This window comes from Bacillus sp. XF8 (assembly GCF_017498755.1).
Lineage (GTDB): Bacteria > Bacillota > Bacilli > Bacillales > Bacillaceae_G > Bacillus_A > Bacillus_A bingmayongensis.
This window is the reverse complement of sequence record NZ_JAGDQK010000045.1, coordinates 1-20961: the sequence shown is the minus strand read 5'-3', so window position 1 is coordinate 20961 and position 20961 is coordinate 1. Positions and strand designations below refer to the sequence as shown.

At 35.9% G+C, this 20961-nt stretch carries 24 protein-coding genes and 1 rRNA gene; 1 reads left to right on the top strand and 24 read right to left on the bottom strand.

All coding sequences use genetic code 11. From position 1 onward, the window contains the following. Positions 1 to 31: 31 nt before the first annotated feature. The 14 genes from pth to metG form a co-directional block, all read right to left on the bottom strand. Positions 32 to 592, bottom strand: a complete 561-nt coding sequence (pth, locus tag J4P91_RS24195; RefSeq protein WP_207996104.1) for an aminoacyl-tRNA hydrolase — start codon at positions 590 to 592, stop codon at positions 32 to 34. Between the two features lie 72 nt (positions 593 to 664). Further along, positions 665 to 1618: a ribose-phosphate diphosphokinase gene (locus J4P91_RS24190; RefSeq protein ID WP_017154389.1), complete on the bottom strand. Its 954-nt coding sequence runs from the start codon at positions 1616 to 1618 to the stop codon at positions 665 to 667. A gap of 18 nt (positions 1619 to 1636) precedes the next feature. Next, complete coding sequence (gene glmU / locus J4P91_RS24185) at positions 1637 to 3016, bottom strand: bifunctional UDP-N-acetylglucosamine diphosphorylase/glucosamine-1-phosphate N-acetyltransferase GlmU (RefSeq protein ID WP_207996103.1); 1380 nt, start codon at positions 3014 to 3016, stop codon at positions 1637 to 1639. A gap of 814 nt (positions 3017 to 3830) precedes the next feature. Further along, entirely contained in the window at positions 3831 to 4124 is a 294-nt protein-coding gene (gene spoVG / locus J4P91_RS24180; protein ID WP_000454042.1) for a septation regulator SpoVG, read from the bottom strand. Between the two features lie 152 nt (positions 4125 to 4276). Then, positions 4277 to 4651: a RidA family protein gene (locus J4P91_RS24175; protein WP_017154387.1), complete on the bottom strand. Its 375-nt coding sequence runs from the start codon at positions 4649 to 4651 to the stop codon at positions 4277 to 4279. Positions 4652 to 5031: 380 nt separating this feature from the next. Then, entirely contained in the window at positions 5032 to 5880 is an 849-nt protein-coding gene (purR, locus tag J4P91_RS24170) for a pur operon repressor (protein ID WP_026049375.1), read from the bottom strand. A 54-nt stretch (positions 5881 to 5934) separates the two neighbouring features. After that, positions 5935 to 6804 (bottom strand): 4-(cytidine 5'-diphospho)-2-C-methyl-D-erythritol kinase, encoded by an 870-nt coding sequence (ispE, locus tag J4P91_RS24165; RefSeq protein ID WP_017154385.1) that lies wholly within the window; start codon positions 6802 to 6804, stop codon positions 5935 to 5937. 196 nt (positions 6805 to 7000) lie between these two features. Next, positions 7001 to 7180, bottom strand: coding sequence for an acid-soluble spore protein SspF (sspF, locus tag J4P91_RS24160; RefSeq protein WP_001985066.1), 180 nt, complete (start codon positions 7178 to 7180; stop codon positions 7001 to 7003). 92 nt (positions 7181 to 7272) lie between these two features. Beyond that, positions 7273 to 7536: a biofilm formation stimulator Veg gene (gene veg / locus J4P91_RS24155; protein WP_026049373.1), complete on the bottom strand. Its 264-nt coding sequence runs from the start codon at positions 7534 to 7536 to the stop codon at positions 7273 to 7275. Between the two features lie 279 nt (positions 7537 to 7815). Continuing rightward, positions 7816 to 8679 (bottom strand): sporulation peptidase YabG, encoded by an 864-nt coding sequence (gene yabG, locus J4P91_RS24150; RefSeq protein ID WP_017154383.1) that lies wholly within the window; start codon positions 8677 to 8679, stop codon positions 7816 to 7818. A gap of 111 nt (positions 8680 to 8790) precedes the next feature. Further along, positions 8791 to 9666 (bottom strand): 16S rRNA (adenine(1518)-N(6)/adenine(1519)-N(6))-dimethyltransferase RsmA, encoded by an 876-nt coding sequence (gene rsmA, locus J4P91_RS24145; protein WP_207996102.1) that lies wholly within the window; start codon positions 9664 to 9666, stop codon positions 8791 to 8793. Continuing rightward, positions 9663 to 10220 (bottom strand): ribonuclease M5, encoded by a 558-nt coding sequence (gene rnmV, locus J4P91_RS24140; RefSeq protein ID WP_207996101.1) that lies wholly within the window; start codon positions 10218 to 10220, stop codon positions 9663 to 9665. Before rnmV ends, rsmA begins: the two co-directional genes overlap by 4 nt. Before the next feature lie 270 nt (positions 10221 to 10490). Next, the gene (locus J4P91_RS24135) at positions 10491 to 11258 is read right to left on the bottom strand and encodes a TatD family hydrolase (protein WP_017154380.1); all 768 of its coding nucleotides are present in this window, start codon (positions 11256 to 11258) and stop codon (positions 10491 to 10493) included. 163 nt (positions 11259 to 11421) lie between these two features. Beyond that, positions 11422 to 13404: a methionine--tRNA ligase gene (metG, locus tag J4P91_RS24130; protein WP_207996100.1), complete on the bottom strand. Its 1983-nt coding sequence runs from the start codon at positions 13402 to 13404 to the stop codon at positions 11422 to 11424. 363 nt (positions 13405 to 13767) lie between these two features. Between metG and J4P91_RS24125 the strand changes: the two genes are divergently transcribed. Next, positions 13768 to 14052 carry a transition state genes transcriptional regulator AbrB gene (locus J4P91_RS24125; protein ID WP_097897759.1) on the top strand — a complete coding sequence of 95 codons (285 nt, stop codon included), beginning with the start codon at positions 13768 to 13770 and terminating at the stop codon, positions 14050 to 14052. A gap of 20 nt (positions 14053 to 14072) precedes the next feature. Here J4P91_RS24125 and rsmI read toward each other — a convergent pair whose 3' ends face one another. From rsmI to rrf, 10 genes are all read right to left on the bottom strand, one after another. Beyond that, entirely contained in the window at positions 14073 to 14948 is an 876-nt protein-coding gene (rsmI, locus tag J4P91_RS24120) for a 16S rRNA (cytidine(1402)-2'-O)-methyltransferase (RefSeq protein WP_207996099.1), read from the bottom strand. Then, complete coding sequence (locus tag J4P91_RS24115; protein ID WP_017154376.1) at positions 14917 to 15207, bottom strand: GIY-YIG nuclease family protein; 291 nt, start codon at positions 15205 to 15207, stop codon at positions 14917 to 14919. The genes rsmI and J4P91_RS24115 overlap by 32 nt, the downstream gene beginning before the upstream one ends. Continuing rightward, positions 15194 to 15934 (bottom strand): tRNA1(Val) (adenine(37)-N6)-methyltransferase, encoded by a 741-nt coding sequence (locus J4P91_RS24110; protein ID WP_017154375.1) that lies wholly within the window; start codon positions 15932 to 15934, stop codon positions 15194 to 15196. The genes J4P91_RS24115 and J4P91_RS24110 overlap by 14 nt, the downstream gene beginning before the upstream one ends. Positions 15935 to 16052: 118 nt before the next feature. Then, on the bottom strand, positions 16053 to 16403 hold the full coding sequence (gene yabA, locus J4P91_RS24105) for a DNA replication initiation control protein YabA (RefSeq protein WP_000412052.1): 351 nt from the start codon (positions 16401 to 16403) through the stop codon (positions 16053 to 16055). A 14-nt stretch (positions 16404 to 16417) separates the two neighbouring features. Next, the gene (locus tag J4P91_RS24100; protein ID WP_003194202.1) at positions 16418 to 17245 is read right to left on the bottom strand and encodes a PSP1 domain-containing protein; all 828 of its coding nucleotides are present in this window, start codon (positions 17243 to 17245) and stop codon (positions 16418 to 16420) included. Between the two features lie 5 nt (positions 17246 to 17250). After that, positions 17251 to 18234, bottom strand: a complete 984-nt coding sequence (gene holB / locus J4P91_RS24095) for a DNA polymerase III subunit delta' (protein WP_207996098.1) — start codon at positions 18232 to 18234, stop codon at positions 17251 to 17253. A gap of 35 nt (positions 18235 to 18269) precedes the next feature. Then, on the bottom strand, positions 18270 to 18896 hold the full coding sequence (tmk, locus tag J4P91_RS24090; protein WP_017154372.1) for a dTMP kinase: 627 nt from the start codon (positions 18894 to 18896) through the stop codon (positions 18270 to 18272). A gap of 8 nt (positions 18897 to 18904) precedes the next feature. Further along, complete coding sequence (locus tag J4P91_RS24085) at positions 18905 to 20323, bottom strand: aminotransferase class I/II-fold pyridoxal phosphate-dependent enzyme (protein WP_207996097.1); 1419 nt, start codon at positions 20321 to 20323, stop codon at positions 18905 to 18907. A gap of 82 nt (positions 20324 to 20405) precedes the next feature. After that, positions 20406 to 20585 (bottom strand): sigma factor G inhibitor Gin, encoded by a 180-nt coding sequence (locus tag J4P91_RS24080; protein WP_207996096.1) that lies wholly within the window; start codon positions 20583 to 20585, stop codon positions 20406 to 20408. Between the two features lie 265 nt (positions 20586 to 20850). After that, positions 20851 to 20961 (bottom strand): 5S ribosomal RNA (rrf, locus tag J4P91_RS24075); the annotation flags it as partial.

Sequence of the window (20961 nt, the reverse complement as noted above, 5' to 3'; positions counted from 1 at the left end):
AAAACATCATAAAATATTCCAAATTAGAGCGTTAACTGTTAAAAGTATTCATAATTTGAAGAAATGGTTTCTTTAACCACTCTTCACATGCATCTGCAGCTTTTTCAATGGATTGATTTACCTCTGGCAACTCTTCTGCAGTGAAACGTCCCAATACATAATCCACTACCTTCATACCATTTTTCGGACGATCAATTCCCATACGGATACGTTGGAACTCTTGCGTTCCTAAATGGGAAATTGTCGATTTCACACCGTTATGACCGCCTGCACTACCTTTCATACGAAGACGTAATTTACCTACTGGAATATCTAAGTCATCATACATGACAACAAAATCTTCTACATCAATTTTATAGTAATCCATAAGCGGACGGATGCTTTCTCCAGATAAATTCATATACGTAAGCGGCTTTAATAGAATTACTTTCTCACCATTAACAAAACCTGAGCCATACATACCTTTAAACTTTTGTTCATTTAAAGAAATACCCCATCGTTTTGCAAGCTCATCAATTCCCATAAATCCGATATTATGCCTTGTTAATTCATATTCTCTACCTGGGTTCCCAAGTCCTACTATTAATTTCATTCTTGTACCACTACTTTCTTTTTACGATACGAAAAGACGTAACCAAATTTGGTTACGTCTCATTCTATCCAATTAATTGAATAATACACTCACAGATTCTTCTTCATAAACACGAATGATTGCTTCTCCGATTAATGGAGCAACAGAAAGCTCGTGTACTTTATCAATTTTCTTCTCTTCTGGTAATACGATAGAGTTTGTTACAACTAACTCTTTAATATTTGAGTTTTGGATACGCTCAATTGCTGGACCAGATAAAACTGGGTGTGTACAGCAAGCATATACTTCAGAAGCACCGTTCTCAACAAGAGCGTTTGCTGCTAATGTAATTGTACCAGCTGTATCAATGATGTCATCAATTAAAATTGCTGTTTTACCTTCGATATTACCAATAATGTTCATTACCTCCGCTACGTTCGGACGAGGACGACGCTTATCGATAATCGCGATTGGTGCTTTTAGGCGATCTGCCATTTTTCTTGCACGTGTTACACCACCATGGTCAGGAGATACGATTACGATATCTTTAAGACCTTTTGTCTCAAAGTAATCAGAAAGAATCGGTACACCCATTAAGTGGTCGATTGGGATATCAAAGAACCCTTGAATTTGTGGAGCATGTAAATCTAGAGTGATTACACGAGTTGCACCTGCTGTTTCAAGCAAGTTTGCTACAAGTTTCGATGTAATTGGTTCACGAGAACGCGCTTTACGGTCTTGACGCGCATAACCATAATAAGGAATAACGATATTAATTGTTTTTGCAGACGCACGTTTTAATGCATCAATCATAATAAGTAATTCCATGATATGTTCGTTTACTGGGAAGCTTGTAGATTGAATAATGAATACATCGCAACCACGAATACTTTCTTCAATGTTAATTTGAACTTCTCCATCACTAAAACGGTCAACAGAACATTTCCCTAACCCTACTCCAATATGCTTTGCAATTTGCTCAGCAAGTTCCTTATTAGAGTTTAAAGAGAATACTTTCAAATTAGAATTTAGATATTGAGTCGACATCTAGATTAACCCTCCACATTATGATTTTTTCTTATTCAGCAATTGATCAACATAGTCTTCTTTGTTAACTTGACGTGCACGCGCAATTGATAATGCTTTTGATGGAACATTCTCTGTAATCGTAGATCCTGCCGCAACATAAGCACCATCCTCAACTGTTACAGGAGCAACAAGGTTTGAATTACAACCAATAAATACGCCATTCCCAATAACTGTTTTAAATTTATTCTTGCCATCGTAGTTTACCGTAATTGAACCACAACCAAGATTCACGTCTTCTCCAACTTGTGCATCCCCGATATAACTTAAGTGTGAAGCTTTACTTCTATTACCAAACACAGTCTTTTTGATTTCCACGAAGTTTCCAACGCGTACTTCGTTACCAATGACTGAATCTGGACGAATATGTGCAAATGGTCCCACTGAAACTTCCGTACCAATCTTACTGTCATGTACAGTAGATTGACGAATTGTTGTCTGGTCTCCAATTTCACTATCGCGTATTACTGTATGTGGGCCAATTTCACAATCTGAACCAATTACAGTTTTACCCTCAATAATCGTTCCTGGATGAAGAACTGTATCACTACCAATAATTGCATCCGCAGAAATGTATGTGTTACTTGGATCAATAATTGTAACACCATTCACCATGTTCTTATGATTGATACGATTCTTCATAATAATTTCCGCTTGCGATAGAGCGACTCTGTCGTTAACACCTAACGTTTCATCGAAATGCTCCGTTTGATAAGCTGATACAATATGACCTTCTTTTTTCAAAATTTCAATAACATCCGGAAGGTAGTATTCACCTTGTACGTTATCATTTGAAACTTTAGAAAGTGAAGCAAATAGTGCTTTATTATCAAAACAATACGTACCTGTATTAATTTCTTTAATAGCTAGCTCTACTTCATTTGCATCTTTATGCTCAACAATTTTTTCAACATGACCATTTTCATTACGAACAATGCGGCCATATCCAGCAGGTTCTTCTATGTAAGCTGTTAACACCGTTGCTTTCGCCCCTGCTTCTTCATGATGCTTTAACAATGCTTCCATTGTTTCTGCAGTTATCAGCGGTGTATCACCACAAATAACTAAAGTTGTTCCTTCTTCATTTGCAAGCATATCAGCAGCTTGATCAACAGCATGTGCTGTACCAAGTTGTTCTGCTTGCAATGCAAATTCACTTACGTTCCCTAGTTGTTCTTGTACTTTTTCAGCACCATGTCCAACTACCGTTACAAGTTTCTGCAATCCTAATTGAGATACTTGATCGACTACATGCTGTACCATTGGTTTTCCGCATACAGGATGAAGCACTTTGTATAGCTTGGACTTCATACGTGTGCCTTTACCTGCAGCTAGAATCACTGCAAATCTGTTTGACATATAGACCCTCCATCGCAACCTATTTATCCATTAAAGATATTATCCTAAATCATTATATATTTCAAGAAACACGGCATAACTATTAAATTTTACCATACTTCTTATAAGATGTTTTACTCTTTAGTATCTTTTTTTAGGAAATAAGATATACTATTTCGAAGGATTTTAAAGAAATTAGAAGTTTACATATACAGGGGAGAATAAAGTGAAGCTCTAATTAGCGGAAAATTTTATTCAAAACAAGTAATATAAGTGCAAATTGAAAAACCGACATAAAACCTTCTTTTTTAGGTGGGAAAGATCATCCGGCCTTGCATAGAAGTGGTCAGGGCCTTTTTAGCTCCCATGCCAAGTAAAAACAAAAGGAGAAAACGAGTGGAGATCTTCTTTTATTTTCATAGCCGGAACTTAGGGGCCAGTAAATCAAAATAGATTTACAAATTGAAAAACCGATATAAGCCTTTCCTTTTAGATGGGAAAGATCATCCGGCCTTGCATAGAAGCGGTCAGGGCCTTTTTAGTTCCCATGCCAAGTAAAAACAAAGAGAGAAAAAGAATGCAGGTCACCTTCTATTCTTCATAGCAGCGACTTATACGTTTTAATAACTATTTATCCAGATGCAGTGATAAAAACAACTAAACTTTCACAGGCACATTATCCTCTGCCTATTTTCTTTTCTCACTATTTCACTTTGAGGCCATATGGCACTGATACAGATAACTAAATAATAAAAAACAAACTCCTGTAAGTGTTTACAGGAGTTTGTTACAAAATTATAGAGCTCTTTTTATTCGAGCTCTTTTTATTCGAATTTTACGAAGCTCCTGCTTCTTCAAACTCAACTTCTTCTAACTCGCCTAAACGGTGATACTCAGTTAAAACCGCATCTTGAATTTTAGAGCGTGTGTTAGAATTAATTGGATGCGCAATATCACGGAACTCTCCATCTGGAGTACGTTTACTTGGCATTGCTACAAATAATCCATTATTGCCATCAATTACACGAATATCATGAACAACAAACTCATGGTCTAGAGTAATAGAGGCAATCGCTCTCATACGGCCTTCTGTGTTTACGCGGCGTAATCTTACGTCAGTCACTTCCATCTTGTGTTCACCACCCTTTTCTAAATAAGCGATATGTTTGTATAAATTCCACAAATTTTCTATTTTCCCTTTAATTTTTTAAAAATTTTTAAGATAAAAATTTTTATTTTAATGGAATATAAGAATTAATAGACGTTATCGCTTACAAAGATTTATTTTACAAGGGCAATTACTTCAATTTCGACGGAAACATCTTTCGGTAATTTTGCAACTTGTACACAAGAACGAGCTGGTTTATGTGTGGAAAAATATGTTCCATATACTTCGTTTACATCATTAAAATCATCCATGTCTTTTAAAAATACAGTTGTTTTTACAACTGTATCAAATGATGCTCCTGCTTCTTCTAATACAGCTTGTAAATTTTGAAATACTTGTTCTGTTTGTACTTTCACGTCACCTGTTACAAGTTCTCCACCCGCTGTTAATGGAATTTGTCCTGAACTATAAAACATGTTATTTACGATAATCCCTTGTGAATATGGACCAATTGCTTGTGGTGCTTGATTTGTTTGAACTACTTTCATATTTTCTCACCCTTTTATTATTTTATTGTTACTTTCAAAAATAATTTACCCATACAAACTTAGTTCATCTATTCTAAAACAAATAGAATGTACCTTGCTAGTAGGCGGTAAGACTTTAGCTATATAAATCCATTTTGATTTTTCAACATATAAGTTGCTGCCACGAAGAACAAAAAGTTACCTGAACTCGTTTTCCCTCTTTTTCACTTGACACGGGGCAGGAATAGGATCTGATCGATTCTATGGATGGCTGGATGCTCTCCCGTCTAAAAAGAAAGGTTTTATGTCGTTTTTTCAATTTGTATTTATATATAAGAAAAGGCTTACCGCCTACTAGCACTTGCATTTACAAAAAAAGATAAAGCGTATGCTTTACCTTTTTATTTAACTTCTACAAGCCCTTCATCAAATGGTACAAGTGAATAATTCCCTTTTTCCACTTGAATTGTTTTCTCTTTAATATCTACTTCTGATAAACGAATTAAAGAAACAAAGTTATTAATAAGTCTTTCTTCAATATCTGTTGATTCTACTAACACGCCGATCCCAACAACATTGGCATTAAACTCTTCTAGCATACTAATCATGCCTTGAATTGTTCCTCCAGCCTTCATAAAGTCATCAACAATTAAAACATTAGCACCTTCCGGAAGACTACGTTTTGCTAAAGTCATTGTTTGAATCCGCTTAGATGAACCTGATACATAGTTAATACTAACTGTTGGTCCTTCTGTTACCTTATTATCTTTTCTTGCAATTACCACAGGTACATCTAAATAGTTTGCTACTGCATATGCAAGCGGAATTCCTTTTGTTGCTACCGTCATAACCGCATCAATCGGCTGTCTCGCAAATACAGAAGCAAATAGGCGACCCGCCCCATTGATATAACGTGGATTACTTAAAAGATCCGTCATATATAAGTATCCACCTGGAAGGATACGATCTGGATTCTCAAATAAACTGCAAAGCTCATTAATAATCAGATTTGCTTCTTCTTCACTTATATATGGAATATATTTCACTCCTCCTGCTGCACCTGGTATCGTTTGCAATGTGCCGACCCCTTGTTGTTCAAACGTTTGTTTAATAATAACTAAATCTTCACTAATAGAAGACTTAGCTGATTGATACCGTTCAGCAAAAAAAGTGAGAGAAACTAACTGACGAGGATTTTGCAATAAATAGTAAGTCATATCGACTAGTCTTGTACTCCGTCTAATTTTCACACTCTCACCCCAAATCACGAATATTCTAAACAAATCATAACGTATTATACGTCTTTATTCAAGAGTTTCTCGCTCTCCTAATAGACGTACTGCATATACTTGTTCACAAAATCCTTTTAAACCATTATAAATACGATGCATACGTGAATCATGATGTACTAATCCAAATACAGTTGGTCCACTACCACTCATTAAAACTGCATCTGCACCAAAGCGCTTCATCTGTGCCTTAATGCGTGCAACTTCAGGATGCATCGTAAACGTCACATCTTCTAGTACATTTCCAACAGCACCACAAATTCCTTTATAGTCGCCACTATTAATGCATTCAACCATCTGCTCTACATCTGGATGTGTAACGCGATTTAATTGTAAATTTCCATATACGTCAGCAGTAGATACGCCGATGTGAGGCTTAGCTAAAATAACCCAACAAGAAGGAGGTGTCTTTATATGTTCAATCTTTTCCCCTCTTCCTGTAGCAATCGCTGTTCCGCCATATACACAAAAGGATACATCAGATCCAATTTCTGCTCCAAGTTCCGCTAGTTCATCTATTGTTAACCCTAAATTCCATAACTTATTAAGTCCTCGTAATGTAGCAGCTGCATCACTGCTTCCACCTGCTAATCCTGCTGCCACTGGAATTGTTTTTTCAATAGAAATAGATACGCCTCTCTTCACTTGAAATCTCTCTTTTAATAATTTCGCTGCTTGATAAGCCAAATTACGCTGGTCGTCTGGGACATACCGATTATGGGATACAATTTCGATGCGGTCTTCTGATAACTCCGTTAGCTCTAAACGATCTGCTAAATCGATTGTTGTCATAATCATTTTCACTTCATGATAACCGTCTTGTCTTTTCCCTAGTACATCTAACGACAGATTAATCTTTGCTGGTGCTTTCACTAGTAGCTTCAATCTATTCACCCACTCTATGTACTCAATCTTTTATCGTTTATTTTACCATAAATTTATAGTAAGACGATGACACTTCCCTAATTATAACGAAAAGCATTCAGAATGAAACTACTTATGTAAAATGATGATACCTTTTAGCGTGCAAAAAGCCGAGGAATTTCTCCTCGGCTACCGTAGCATAGAAGTTATCTTACAACTACTGGTTTTGTTTCATTAATTGCTGCTCTGCAATCTCAATGGCCCGTTTCACCATATTACCAGCATCTTTCGCACGAATTCCGCCCCATCCTTCTTTCTGAACAACATCATAAAATCCAAGCTCTTTTGCAAGCTCTTCTTTAAACTGATTTGACATAACTCCTCTTCGTCTACTCAATGCAGGGTCCCTCCTTATTTTGCTACGGTATAATTAGTTTACAAAAAAATGTCCTTCTTTATTTATGGGAATATATGTAACAGAGTAGGTGATTATCCTAAAATAACCTCGCTATGAGGATCATCATAAAACGTTAATTCCACCGTTTCTGTTAAAACATCTGCATAGCTATAGGAAACACGCTGCAGCGTATCCTCCTGTTGATCTAACTGTACAACAAAAACAGAACGATAAGTTTCTGCTAGTACACCTGATTGTTCCACTGTTTTTCTTCTTCCACTATTCGCTTTTAACATAAGACGCTTCCCAAGATGATGATCTAATTCACTTTTTATTTCATCTAAACGTTTTGACATATACTTTGCTACACCTCGCTGTAATTTAGAGTGAATACATAAATACATGATATATCTATCCCAATCATTGCCTATATGTAACGGACAATATCTTCGCAAGAACCTAATGCGTTCGAATAGATAGAAGAATTACTATATTTTAAAAGTATTATTGTATAGTCTGTACGTTCTTATCTTTTTTTATCCAATCACTTACAAATCCTTGTTTAAGGTACATCTTTTACCACGCAAACCGATACTTTTTCCATAATAAAAGCAAGGTACATCTATATACCTTGCTTACTCTTCATAATATTGAAAAGGTAACCCTGTTCGTAAAAGTCCCCGGGTCTCAATACCACCAAGACCTTTTTGCCCAGTAATAGTATTTCGAACAACATCCCATACATTTACGCGCTCCATAAATGAAGTAAAACTAATCTTTCCCACTACATATACTGGATCCAATGCATGAATATTAATACGCGATGGTGAACTAGCAAAATTAGCCCCAGCTCGAATTAAAGCTTCAAAATGAGACTGACATGCCCCAGCAAAAATAACAAGTTGATCTAAAGATGGGTATTTTTTTCGTACTTCCCGCACGGCCTGTACAAAATGCCGTGAATGACGATAAGCTGCTAAATCTCCCATAACTCCTTTTGATTTTGTATATGCATCATGACCTGTAATTACTAAAATATCTGGACGAAAATGATCGATTAAATCAACTACCTTTTCATGCATTTCTGTTTCTTTACAATGGACACCTTGAACTGGAACACCTATCTTTGTATATAGATCTAAACATTTCCGTAAATATAATGGGTCTCCATCTATATGCAACACCCTACCTGGCATTTGAAAATAGTTAACTTCACTCGTATATCCACCTGTAGAATTATGTTCATGACGTTGCTTCATCAAGACATAGTCTTGTTGAAACAGACGATATGTTTGCTCTATCGTTTCCTTTTCACGCTTCGCTCTCTTCTTGTACTCTCTCTGGTCAATGCTAATTAAATCTTCAAGCGGTGCATCCGCTACAAGCCTGACTTCTTCTCCAAATAATATTGCAATCTCACCTTTTATTTCTGTAATGCGAAAAAGAATATCTCGGTTATAAGACTGTCGTTCTACTAAATCTCCAACATGTACAGCCATCATCCTACCTCCAAACTCATTAGGCCATCTCACTAACCATGTTCTGTTTTTAACGTATGAATTTAGAGTGAAAAGGGTGACAAAAAGGACAGCTCGACTTGAGCTGTCCTTTTATTCTTTATGAGAAACTAACGCATTACTCAGCGCTGCAAATTCTTCGATTGATAATGTTTCGCCTCGTCGTTTTGGATCAATGCCTACGTCCGTTAAAATACGATCTAATAACTCTTTATCTTTCGGGAAACCATTTAGATTATTTGATAAGTTATTCATCAACGTTTTACGACGTTGCGCAAAACTTGCTCGTACTACCTCAAAGAAAAATTTCTCATCTTCCACTTCAACAATCGGTTTTTGACGTTTTAAAAGACGAATAACCGCAGAATCTACATTTGGCTGTGGTACAAATACAGTACGAGGAACAGTCATAACGGTTTCTACTTCCGTATAGTATTGGATTGCGATAGATAAAGATCCGTAATCTTTCGTTCCTGGTTTAGCCGCTAAACGATCACCTACTTCCTTCTGCATCATAACGACAAACCCACGAACTGGTAGCTGTTCTTCAAGCAACTTAAATAAAATTGGTGTTGTAACATAATACGGTAAATTAGCTACCACCATTACGTCTTGTCCTTCTTCGAATTGCTCTCCAAATACTTCATGCACATCCGCCTTTAAAACATCCTTATTAATAACAGTTACATTACCATAAGGAGCTAACGTCTCATCTAAAATTGGTAATAATCGTTGATCAATTTCAAAGGCTACTACCTTTTTAGCACGCTTTGCTAATTGCTCTGTTAACGCTCCAATACCAGGACCAATTTCAATAGCCCCGCTCTCTGATCCGATTTCTGCATAATCTACAATACGATTTAATACATTTGTATCAATTAAAAAATTTTGTCCTAAACTCTTTTTGAATGAAAACCCGTACTTTTCAACAATGTCTTTCGTACGATTCGGTGTTGCGATATCCTTCATTTCTTTTCCTCCTGTAATACTTGTTTATATGCTTCCGCAAATGCTTCTTTTGAAACTTGAAACATTTGTAAACGTTTATGTAACTGCTTCGCATTTGTATAACCAATCTTTAATAGTTTACCCATTTTTTCTCTACGACTTTTTGCCTGTTCTCCGCCCACTAGGCCAGCATCTACTAGGTCACTCCAACTAATTTCGCTCGTATAAGCTTCCATTTCTTCATGAATATTTTCTAAAGCACGGTGAATGGATTCATTGGAAGCATGTTCAATCCCGACTCCTTTTTTTCTTTTTGCAAGCGCTTCTTCTTTTGGTAAGAAAGCATGCTTACACCCCGGAACCTTTTCAGAAATAATTTTCCGAATACGCTCTCCCGGATAATCAGGGTCCGTCAAAATAATAACGCCTCGTTTTTGCTGTGCCAATTTTACTTGCTCAATGACATGATCACCGATTGCTGAACCGTTCGTCTCAATTGTATCTGCATCAACAGCGCGCTTAATTGCAACTGTATCATCTTTACCTTCTACAACGATAATCTCTTTAATTTTCATGACTGCCTCCACACTCATTTCGTCTCTACTTAGTAAAACAAAAAAACGAATACTTTTCCATTATTATTTTCCCATTGATGCAATTTAAAAAGCAGAGGAGAAAAAATCCTCTGCCTACTCTTCTTATTGTAACACTTTAATCTTTACTTGTTTTCTTCCCCATAAATCTATCCGCTAATTGACTAAATTGTATTGTCCTTCTAGCATCCTTTTCATTCTAAGGTAACAACACAAAAAGGATAAAAGGAAAGAATGGCCCCCCATTCTTTCTTATTCAACACCAAATAAAGCTTTTGCATTTTCTGTAGTTATCTTTGCGACCTCTTCGTATGAAATGCCTTTTAAGTTAGCAATTTCTTCTGCCACAAGTTTCACATAGCTTGGCTCATTTCGTTTACCACGAAACGGATGTGGCGTTAAGTATGGACAATCTGTTTCTATTAATAGCTTTTCCATTGGAATTTCCATTGCAACTTCTTTCGGTTTCTTTGCATTTTTGAACGTTACTGGTCCCCCCAATGAAATTAAGAAATTCATATCGATACATTGTTTTGCTACTTCTACACTACCGCTAAAACAATGCATAATACCGCCTACTTCAGCTGCATTTTCTTCTTCTAGAATATCCACAATATCTTGCGTTGCATCGCGGTTATGTATAATAATAGGCAACTTTACTTTCCTTGCTAACTGAATTTGTTTACGAAATACTTCTTTCTGTACCTCTTTCGGAGATTTGTCCCAATGATAATCTAATCCCATTTCACCAAGAGCAACAACTTTTGGATGTGCTGCTAACTCTTCTAACCAAACTAAATGATCTTCTGTCATATCAATTGCATCAACGGGATGCCAACCAACCGCTGCATAAATAAAGTCATACGTTTCTGCGAGTTCAATTGCTTTTTTTATTGTTACTTCATCAAAACCAACAACAACTGTATACGAAACTCCAGCTTCTTTCATTCTTACAATGACTTCCTGTAAATCTTCTTCAAATTGCTCTGCATTTAAATGTGAATGTGTATCAAATAACATAACAAATAACTCCTTTTATTTGAATTAAAAATCTCTTCACTAACAACGTAATGACAACAATAGTACAATCTTAATACAAAAAAGGAACTTTTAAAAAGATTCCTGACAAGAAAAAAGATGCTCCACGAATGTTACACGTGAAACATCTCTTATTTTGTCAAGATTACTTGATTTTTGTACCATTTGGTAAATTTTGATCAATTGTTGCTAACGACAATACTCCGTTTTCTTCACCTGCTAAAATCATACCTTGTGATAATTCACCACGTAATTTTACTGGTTTTAAATTCGTTACACAAATAACTTTTTTACCTTTTAATTCTTCTGGTGTATAAAATTTAGCAATTCCAGAAACAACTTGTCGCTTTTCTGTTCCTAAATCAAGTTGAATCTTTAACAGTTTGTCTGCTTTTTTTACAGGCTCTGCTTCTATTACTTCCGCCACACGCAATTCAACTTTAAAGAAATCATCTATTGTAATTTCTTCTGTTTTTGGTTCCTCTGCCTTTTTCTCTTCCACTTTAGGAGCAGAACCTTTCATTTGTTCTTTAATATATTCAACCTCTACTTCCACCTCTAAGCGTGGGAAAATTGGTTGTCCTTTGACTACCTTCGTACCAGCTGGAATACAGCCAATCGTAGAAAGACTACCCCAAGATTGATGTGCTTCATCTGTAAGGCCAAGTTGCGCAAAGATTTTACTTGGTGTTGCTGTCAAGAATGGCATAAGCATAATGCCCATTTGGCGAAGCATTTCTGCAAGGTGTGCCATTACGGAAGCAAGTTTATCACGATCATTCTCATCTTTCGCCAATACCCAAGGTTGTGTTTCATCAATATATTTATTCGTACGGCTAACCAATTGCCAAATGGAGCTTAATGCTACTGAAAACTCCATGTTTTCCATCGCTTCTTCTACTTTTTTCAATGTATCCTGCGCAAATGTTACTAACGTTTCATCAAACTCTGTTACATTTTCTTTAAAAGCAGGAACTTCTCCATTAAAGTACTTATCAATCATCGCTACTGTACGATTTAATAAGTTTCCTAAGTCGTTTGCAAGGTCAAAATTAATTCGCTCTACAAAACCTTCTGGCGTAAATACACCGTCTGATCCAAATGGAACTTCGCGAAGTAAATAATAACGTAATGCATCCAATCCGTAACGATCAATTAACGTAACAGGATCAACTACGTTTCCTTTTGATTTACTCATTTTTCCATCTTTCATTAAGATCCAGCCATGAGCAAATACCTTTTTCGGCAGTGGTAAATCTAGTGCCATTAAAATAATTGGCCAATAAATTGTATGGAAACGAACAATTTCTTTTCCTACTAAATGAACATCTGCTGGCCAATACTTTTTATATTTCTCTTCATTATCTGTTCCATATCCTAGTGCTGTAATGTAGTTAGATAATGCATCTACCCATACGTAAATAACGTGTTTTGGGTTACCTGGCACACGAATTCCCCAATCAAAAGAAGTACGAGAAACTGCTAAATCTTCTAGACCTGGTTTAATGAAGTTATTAATCATTTCATTTTTACGAGATTCAGGTTGGATGAAGTGTGGATTTTCTTCATAAAATTGTAGCAGTCGATCTACATATTTCCCCATTCTAAAGAAGTAAGATTCTTCGCGAACAAGTTCTACAGCATGACCACTATCTGGGCTTTTTCCGCCGACTACTTTGTCGCCTTCCATAATTGGATCCACAAGTTGGTGTTCTGTATAGAATGTTTCATCCTGTACAGAGTACCATCCTTCATATTCATCAAGATAAATATCACCTTGATCGACAAGTTGTTTAAAAATCTTTTCGACAACTTCTTTATGACGATCTTCGGTTGTACGAATAAAGTCATCGTAAGAAATGTCCATTTTCTCCCACAGTTCTTTAATTCCTGCTACAATGTTATCAACATATGCTTGTGGTGTAACTTGTAGTTCTTCTGCTTTCTTTTGAATCTTTTGTCCATGCTCATCAGTACCTGTTAAATAATGAACATCATATCCTTGCATACGCTTGTAGCGTGCCATTGCATCTCCTGCTACCGTTGTGTAAGCATGTCCAATATGAAGCTTTCCGCTTGGATAATAAATTGGAGTAGTGATATAAAAGGTCTTATTTTCCTCTGTCATTGTTTTGAACCTCCCAAATGACCTCATATGTATTTATAAACAGTATATCAAAAACTGACGCATAAAAACGAATTAATGCTCGATTATCTTTATCATCTATTACTCATATTCAAAAAAAATATACAGTAATTTATCTGAAATATTGATAAAATTAAAAAATACAGTGAAATACTTGTGTAATTCTTTCATTTTCTATTATATATAAGAAGTATAAAAATCTATAATTCTTTTATAAAATATAAAATTTAAGAATTGACGGAAATGTAAATGATTGGTATCATATGTTCATAGGGTATTTTGTCGAAAAATGACGAATTAAAATATAGACTCGCAAACTTACAGAATATGAGGAGGATAACGAATATGAAATCTACTGGTATCGTTCGTAAAGTTGATGAATTAGGCCGTGTTGTAATTCCGATTGAATTACGTCGTACATTAGGTATTGCTGAAAAGGATGCTCTTGAAATTTACGTTGATGACGAAAAAATCATCCTAAAAAAATATAAGCCAAACATGACTTGCCAAGTAACTGGTGAAGTATCTGATGGTAACCTTTCTTTAGCTGAAGGTAAAATTATTTTAAGCAAAGAAGGCGCTGAACAAATCTTAAACGAACTTCAACAATATATTCAAGCAGCAAAATAAGCTTCTCAATTATGAGAAGCTTATTTTTTATCGACATGATAGATTTGATAGACGTCTCGTTTCGACAAATCTCGATCTTTGGCAACTTTTTTAATTGCATCCTTTGAAGACATTCCTTGCTCGTTTATATAATATTCGATATGATCATATACTGATATAGATTCCCACCATTGTTCCTCTGGAGCAGCTTCCTCTTTTGATCCGGATACCAATATACAAAATTCACCACGAACTTCATTTTGTTTTGTCCATTCGATTGCTTCTTCTATCGAGCCACGAATAAATTCCTCAAATTTTTTCGTTAACTCTCGGCACAATACAATTTCTCTATTTCCAAGTACTTCTTTCATAGAAATTAATGTATCATCTAACCGATGTGGCGCTTCATAGAACATCATCGTAGTTGGAACATAACGAAGCTTTTCTAATTCCGCCTTACGCTCTTTTTTATTTCTTTGTAAAAATCCATAAAAGTAGAAATGTCTCGTTTCTAATCCTGATGCAATTAACGCTGTAAGAGCAGCGTTTGCCCCCGGAAGCGGAATAACATGGTATTGCTCCTCTACAGCTTCTACAACAATGTCGTAACCCGGATCAGAAATACAAGGCATACCAGCATCACTTACAAGCGCTACTGTTTTTCCATCTTCCAGCTTATCTAAAATTTTCTGCCCACTTACTCCCTTATTATGCTCATGATAACTCATAACCGGTGTTTCAATTTCAAAATAATTACAAAGCTTTTTCGTCTGCCGCGTATCTTCAGCAGCAATGATATCAGCCTCTTTCAATATCCGAATAGAACGAAACGTCATATCTTCTAAATTACCAATCGGTGTTGGAACTAAATATAAGACTCCCTTTTCATTTGCTTGAAAGCTTTTTTGCTGCCACATAGCGTTCTCCTTTTTGCATATATTCTTCTTTGTCTTTTCGCTTTAACTGTTTAAAATGATATTCAGCTTGCATAGCTGTTGTTTTATCTTCATGAACCTCTACATATTTTAAAACAACAGGAAGCCTAGCACGAGTATAACGTGCTCCCTTCCCGCTATTATGAGTTTGAATTCGTTTCTCTAAATTATTTGTATACCCTGCATAATAACTTCTATCTGAACATTCCACTACATAAAAATAATGTTTATTCTTCTCCATATAAAATCGAACGAAGCTCCTTTGTATACTCATTATTTTCCTCATATACAAAAAGGGGCGGTAAAATTTTTAAATCTGCATTTCCATCTTTAATTCCTTCTATTAGCAGCGTATTTGCTTCTTTCCCCGCCTTTGGATATACAAACTGCACACGTTTGGGTTCAATCTTATACTTTCTCATTAATGTTACAATATCAAGTAATCGACCTGGGCGATGAACAAACGCTACCTTACCACCTTGTTTTACAAGCTGACTACTAGCATATACGACATCCTCTAATGTGCACATAATTTCATGACGAGCTATAGCTAAATGCTCGTTAATGTTTTTCTCAGACGCCTTTGGCGTTTGAAAATATGGCGGATTACATGTTACAACATCGTATTGATGGCGCCCAAGCTGTTCTGGCATATCCTTTAAGTCTCCATGTATTAATTGGATTCTTTCTTCTAACTTATTATACTGGACGCTTCTTATTCCCATATCATACAAGCGTTCTTGAATTTCTACTCCTGTAATATTTCCTTTCGTTCTTGTGCTTAATAAAAGTGGAATAACAGCATTTCCTGTACATAAATCAAGTAAATTTCCCTTTTGAATCGGAACCCATGCAAAATTTGCAAGTAACACTGCGTCTAAAGAAAAATTAAACACAGATGGGCTTTGAATAATTTTCATTTCTTCTGCTAGTAAATAATCTAAACGTTCATCTTCATATAAGTGCATATGCTATTCCCTTTCTTATACTTAACCTACCCTATTTACGTAAAAGCAAAAACTATTTCATCTTATCTTTACTCTCATGTATAAAAAATTACCTTTCCAATATATTGGAAAGGTAATTTCATTTTTTATTTAAAAATGACAGACAGAATAAACAATCTCCTTCTTTACGTACACTTCCATAATGTAAATTACAGATATGGAAACCTTCTTGATATAGACGGGCTAAGTTATCATACCCTTCACCAATATCCGTTTTGGGTTTCATTTCTTTTCGTTTTTGAGTTTTTTGTTTTTCCTTATTCTGTACTTCTTCAAAACGACGTCGCAAATTTTCATTTTCCATTTTAATATGTTGGTTTTCTTCAAGTAACTCTGCAAGATGTTGCTTTAATTCTCCCAACTGTTTGTATAAATGTCCAATTTGCTCTTCCATACTGGAAACCGCTGCAAAAATATCCTTTTTCTCCACAAGCACCCACCTCATTAATCTGTGGTTTGACTCGAAACGACCCCTTCATTAATTAATTCATCTAACGTATATTCTACTATCCGTTCCTTGTCTACTAGCTCCACTTGAATTAATCTTTCTAAAATATTTAATCCGATGACGCGTCCAAGACCATGCGGTGTTTGTATACGTTGATCTAAATCAGGGAGTTGCTCCTTTGCCGCTTCATACTCGTCGTTCTCATATTTTAAGCAACACATTAATCGGCCACATAAGCCAGAAATTTTCGCAGGATTTAATGATAAATTTTGATCCTTCGCCATTTTAATGGATACAGGTTCAAAATCACCTAAAAATGTAGAACAACAAAGCATACGACCACACGGACCAATACCACCAAGCATTTTTGCTTCATCGCGAACACCAATTTGTCTTAGCTCAATTCTTGTCCGGAAAATTGCCGCTAAGTCTTTTACAAGCTCACGGAAGTCAATACGACCATCCGCTGTAAAATAGAAAATGATCTTATTGCGATCAAATGTATATTCTACGTCTACAAGTTTCATATCAAGCTTATGTTCCCCTACCTTTTGTTGACAAACTTGATACGCCTCTTTTGCAGCATGTTTGTTCTCTTCAACAATTGTCCGATCATTTTCATTTGCAATGCGAATGACTTTTTTTAGCGGCAGTACAACATCGTTTTCATCAACTTGCTTTTTTGTAATAACTACTTTCCCATACTCAATACCTCGTACAGTTTCCACGATCACAAATTCATTTTCTGAGATATCGAATTGATTCGGGTCAAAGTAATACACTTTTCCGGCCTTCTTAAAGCGAACACCTACTACATCATACAAAACGGTCATCCCTCCTGCAACCGCAACACTAACTGTTCGAACACAAGCTGCGCATTTACATTAGCGTTGATTCTATTTTTTGCTTCTAATATATTAAAAAGAGCTGATACAATGCGCTTTTGAGCGTAGGAGAAAGAATGAAACATCTCCTTTTGCTCTTGAAAGACAAGACGATCTTCCTCTCCTAGTTGAACATATAATAAATCCTTATAAATAAGGAGTAACATATCTAAACCTTGTTGTAATTGTTCCTTCTCTCCAAAGTGTTTCCCCCACTTTTCTTGTACAAAAAAAAGAGAGGCTGTATCTTTTTCGAGCGCTTCACATAATTTTATCACTAAAGTTCGTGCTTGTGCAAACCATTCATCATTGCACAGTAATAATGCTTCCTCAAAACTATTCGTAAGCTGCGCGGAAAGAGTAGATAAAGAAACTGCAACTCCTTCCGCCTGTAACCTCTCAATTAAGGCTTCTGCAGCGAGAGGTCTAAATGTTACAACTTGACAACGGGATAAAATCGTATTTAAAATTTGATGACTTTGTTCAGTAAGTAAAATAGCCGTTGTATCGCTACTTGGTTCTTCTAAAAATTTCAATAAGGTATTAGCAGCATTTGCCGTCATTCGATCTGCGTGCTCAATAATATACACCTTTTTATTTGCCTCTAAACCTGTTTTTGAAAACTCTTCCTGTAAATCATGAATTTGTTGTTTTTTAATAGATAACCCATCTGGTTTTACGACATGTAAATTAGGATGGTTACCTGAATCAATCCGTCGGCAATTCGTACATGCATGACACGGTTCTACACCTTTTCTTTGTAAACAAAGAAAACTTTTTGCCATTTGAATTGCCGTTTCATATTTTCCAGTTCCTTTTGCGCCTTCTAACAAATAAGCGTGGGATATACGCCCTTTTGCAATACTATTCATCAACATCTTTACACCAATGGGTTGTATAGCAGAAAGCTGCTCCCACGTCCTCGTCATAATGCATACCTCACTTGTTTTATACTTTCCTTCTATTATAACAATTTATTTTCTATAAGCTGAATAACTTCTTCCATAATCTTTTCTATTGGTTGATCTGCATTCACAACAACTATGCGATCTGAAAAGCGCTCTACAAGCTGTAAATACCCCTCACGGACGCGCTTATGAAATTGCATGCTTTCCATATCTAAACGATTCACTTCACGATTAGCATCCTTTTCAATGCGTGCTAAGCCTACTTCAGGTTCAATATCTAGATAGATTGTCAATTTAGGCATACAGTCTTCAGTTGCAAACCGATTAATTTCAAATACCTTATCAATACCTAAACCTCTTGCATAGCCTTGATAAGCAAGAGAACTGTCAATAAAACGATCACATATCACGAGGTAGTTTTTCTTCAAGGCTGGCATAACCTTCTCTACTAAATGCTGTCTCCGTGCTGCAGCATATAATAATGCCTCTGTACGTGCTTCCATCATCGTATACTCTTGTTTATGTAAGATTCCTCGAATCTCTTCTGAAATCGCGATACCACCTGGTTCCCTTGTTGCTATTACTTTTTGTTCTTTCTTTTCAAAGTACGGTAATAACTTTGTAATTAATGTCGATTTACCTGACCCCTCCGGCCCTTCAATTGTTACAAATAATCCCTTCATCCTGAAACCTACTTTCTTTCTATATCATACACATTTATATATTTTATATTTCCTTGAAAACGGGCACCTGTTTCTTCTAAATAAGAAATTTGTTCGATGTGTTCTGTATTAATTTCCTCTCCATACATAAGTAATGGAATGCCCGGTGGATACGGAATAACCATATCCGCTGCAATCATCCCAGCAGCTTCTTGTAAAGGTATAACTTTTTTCTTATACTTTCCTAATTGCTTATAAGTAAATGGTAAAGAAGAAAAGGCCCCTTTGCAAGTATACCGAATAGATGGTATCTTGTCTGTTACCGTATACTTACGTAATGCTGACCGTATTACTTCTATCGCTTTTATATACTGCTCATTCACTTGCAATGGTAAAATAAATAGAACATTAAATGGATCAGCCATTTCTGCGTATATACCTATCTTTTCAAATATAGATTGTAATTCGTATCCAGACAGCTCACAGCGCGTTTGTACCGTAACTTTGAGCTCATCCTGCAAAGGATATTGTAAAACAGCGATTTGTGGAATACTTTGCAATCCCTTCCTAAATCCCCTCACAAACTCCACAATTTCAAGACAGCCCTTCTCCTTCATATTTGCTAGCGCAAAACGAGCTACATCTAGTGAGGCCATAATTGGATAAGACGGGCTGCTAGATTGTAGCATACTTAAATAAGAAGAAACTTTTTCTTCATTCACTAAATTACTATTGATATGCAAATAAGAACCCATAGTCATAGCGGGTAATGTTTTATGCGCTGAGTGTACAACTATATCAGCACCGTATTCTAATGCTGACTTAGGAAATGGTTCCCCTATACAAAAATGGGCTCCATGTGCCTCATCTACTAAAACAGGAATTTTATGTGCATGTGCACACATAATACTTTCTTTTAAATCCATCCCCATACCGTAATAATTAGGATGTGTTAAAATCAATGCTCTTGCTTCTGGATATCGTTCAATAGCTTCCTTAATAACCTCATGCTGAACTCCAACTGGCACGCCATACAATTCATCAATCCAAGGCTCTAAAAATACTGGATTCACTCCAGCTAACTTCAAGCCATTGATAATAGACTTGTGACAATTTCTTTGTACAAGGACAATATCATGCTCCTCGCAGCATGATAAAATCATTGCCAAATTTCCGACTGTAGAACCATTAATTAAAAAATAACTCTTTTTTACACCATATACATCAGCTAGCAATTGCTGTGCTTCATCTATACATTCAAACGGACTATGCAAATCATCTAATCCTGCTAATTCTGTTACATCGATAGAAAGTACATCACTAAAATCGGCTTGTGCCTGCTCCGGAAAATTCAAACCATTCTTATGTCCTGGAACATGTAAAGATAGTGGCTTTTTATCTTTAAACTGGATTAACGCTTCATATAACGGTATTCGATTTTGATTCATGTTCATCTCTTCCTTACTCTTCATTCTCTACTTATTATACAGAGATATTAGGACAAAAAAAATAATAGGCATGTGTGCCTATTTATGAATATAATATTTGAATTTTCCGTAGCTGTTGTAAATAGTATATATATTTAGGATCATTCGTTTCAGTTTCTACCATCTCCCGTTCACAAGTATCACATATAAAACTCATGTGTACATGTATACCATCATCTTTCCTATTCTCACATATAATGCAAACCTCATGTTTTGTTTCCATATCTTTATCCTAATCACTTTCCTCTAAATGAAAACGATATAGGATATTTCCCCCCTTTTATTTTGAATTTAAATATACTTACTCCTATTCCTTGACACTTTTTCGGAAAATATACATCGTTTCGTTATATATGTATGATATGAATCCTAACTGGGCAGTGTGTTTGTCATCCACATAATGAAATTAAACTTTCTTCTACAATGCTTTTATTGTCTTTTTACCTTAAAACATAAAAAGCACGAGTCAATTGACTCGTGCTTTAATTGCTTGGCGACGTCCTACTCTCACAGGGGCAAGGCCCCAACTACCATCGGCGCTAGAGAGCTTAACTTCCGTGTTCGGTATGGGAACGGGTGTGACCTCTCTGCCATCATCA

What these genes read in the sequence shown, in the direction of transcription:
- rsmI (WP_207996099.1), bottom strand. Translation starts at nt 14,948, where the DNA reads ATGTGGCAGCAAAAAAGCTTTCAAGCAAATGAAAAGGGAGTCTTATAT.
- metG (WP_207996100.1), bottom strand. Translation starts at nt 13,404, where the DNA reads ATGACAGAGGAAAATAAGACCTTTTATATCACTACTCCAATTTATTAT.
- J4P91_RS24175 (WP_017154387.1), bottom strand. Translation starts at nt 4,651, where the DNA reads ATGAAAGTAGTTCAAACAAATCAAGCACCACAAGCAATTGGTCCATAT.
- J4P91_RS24085 (WP_207996097.1), bottom strand. Translation starts at nt 20,323, where the DNA reads ATGAATCAAAATCGAATACCGTTATATGAAGCGTTAATCCAGTTTAAA.
- veg (WP_026049373.1), bottom strand. Translation starts at nt 7,536, where the DNA reads ATGTCAAAACGTTTAGATGAAATAAAAAGTGAATTAGATCATCATCTT.
- J4P91_RS24135 (WP_017154380.1), bottom strand. Translation starts at nt 11,258, where the DNA reads ATGTTATTTGATACACATTCACATTTAAATGCAGAGCAATTTGAAGAA.
- J4P91_RS24080 (WP_207996096.1), bottom strand. Translation starts at nt 20,585, where the DNA reads ATGGAAACAAAACATGAGGTTTGCATTATATGTGAGAATAGGAAAGAT.
- J4P91_RS24125 (WP_097897759.1), top strand. Translation starts at nt 13,768, where the DNA reads ATGAAATCTACTGGTATCGTTCGTAAAGTTGATGAATTAGGCCGTGTT.
- glmU (WP_207996103.1), bottom strand. Translation starts at nt 3,016, where the DNA reads ATGTCAAACAGATTTGCAGTGATTCTAGCTGCAGGTAAAGGCACACGT.
- spoVG (WP_000454042.1), bottom strand. Translation starts at nt 4,124, where the DNA reads ATGGAAGTGACTGACGTAAGATTACGCCGCGTAAACACAGAAGGCCGT.
- holB (WP_207996098.1), bottom strand. Translation starts at nt 18,234, where the DNA reads ATGACGAGGACGTGGGAGCAGCTTTCTGCTATACAACCCATTGGTGTA.
- rnmV (WP_207996101.1), bottom strand. Translation starts at nt 10,220, where the DNA reads ATGAAAATTAAAGAGATTATCGTTGTAGAAGGTAAAGATGATACAGTT.
- J4P91_RS24190 (WP_017154389.1), bottom strand. Translation starts at nt 1,618, where the DNA reads ATGTCGACTCAATATCTAAATTCTAATTTGAAAGTATTCTCTTTAAAC.
- rsmA (WP_207996102.1), bottom strand. Translation starts at nt 9,666, where the DNA reads ATGAAGGATATCGCAACACCGAATCGTACGAAAGACATTGTTGAAAAG.
- tmk (WP_017154372.1), bottom strand. Translation starts at nt 18,896, where the DNA reads ATGAAGGGATTATTTGTAACAATTGAAGGGCCGGAGGGGTCAGGTAAA.
- pth (WP_207996104.1), bottom strand. Translation starts at nt 592, where the DNA reads ATGAAATTAATAGTAGGACTTGGGAACCCAGGTAGAGAATATGAATTA.
- J4P91_RS24110 (WP_017154375.1), bottom strand. Translation starts at nt 15,934, where the DNA reads ATGCACTTATATGAAGATGAACGTTTAGATTATTTACTAGCAGAAGAA.
- J4P91_RS24115 (WP_017154376.1), bottom strand. Translation starts at nt 15,207, where the DNA reads ATGGAGAAGAATAAACATTATTTTTATGTAGTGGAATGTTCAGATAGA.
- yabG (WP_017154383.1), bottom strand. Translation starts at nt 8,679, where the DNA reads ATGGCTGTACATGTTGGAGATTTAGTAGAACGACAGTCTTATAACCGA.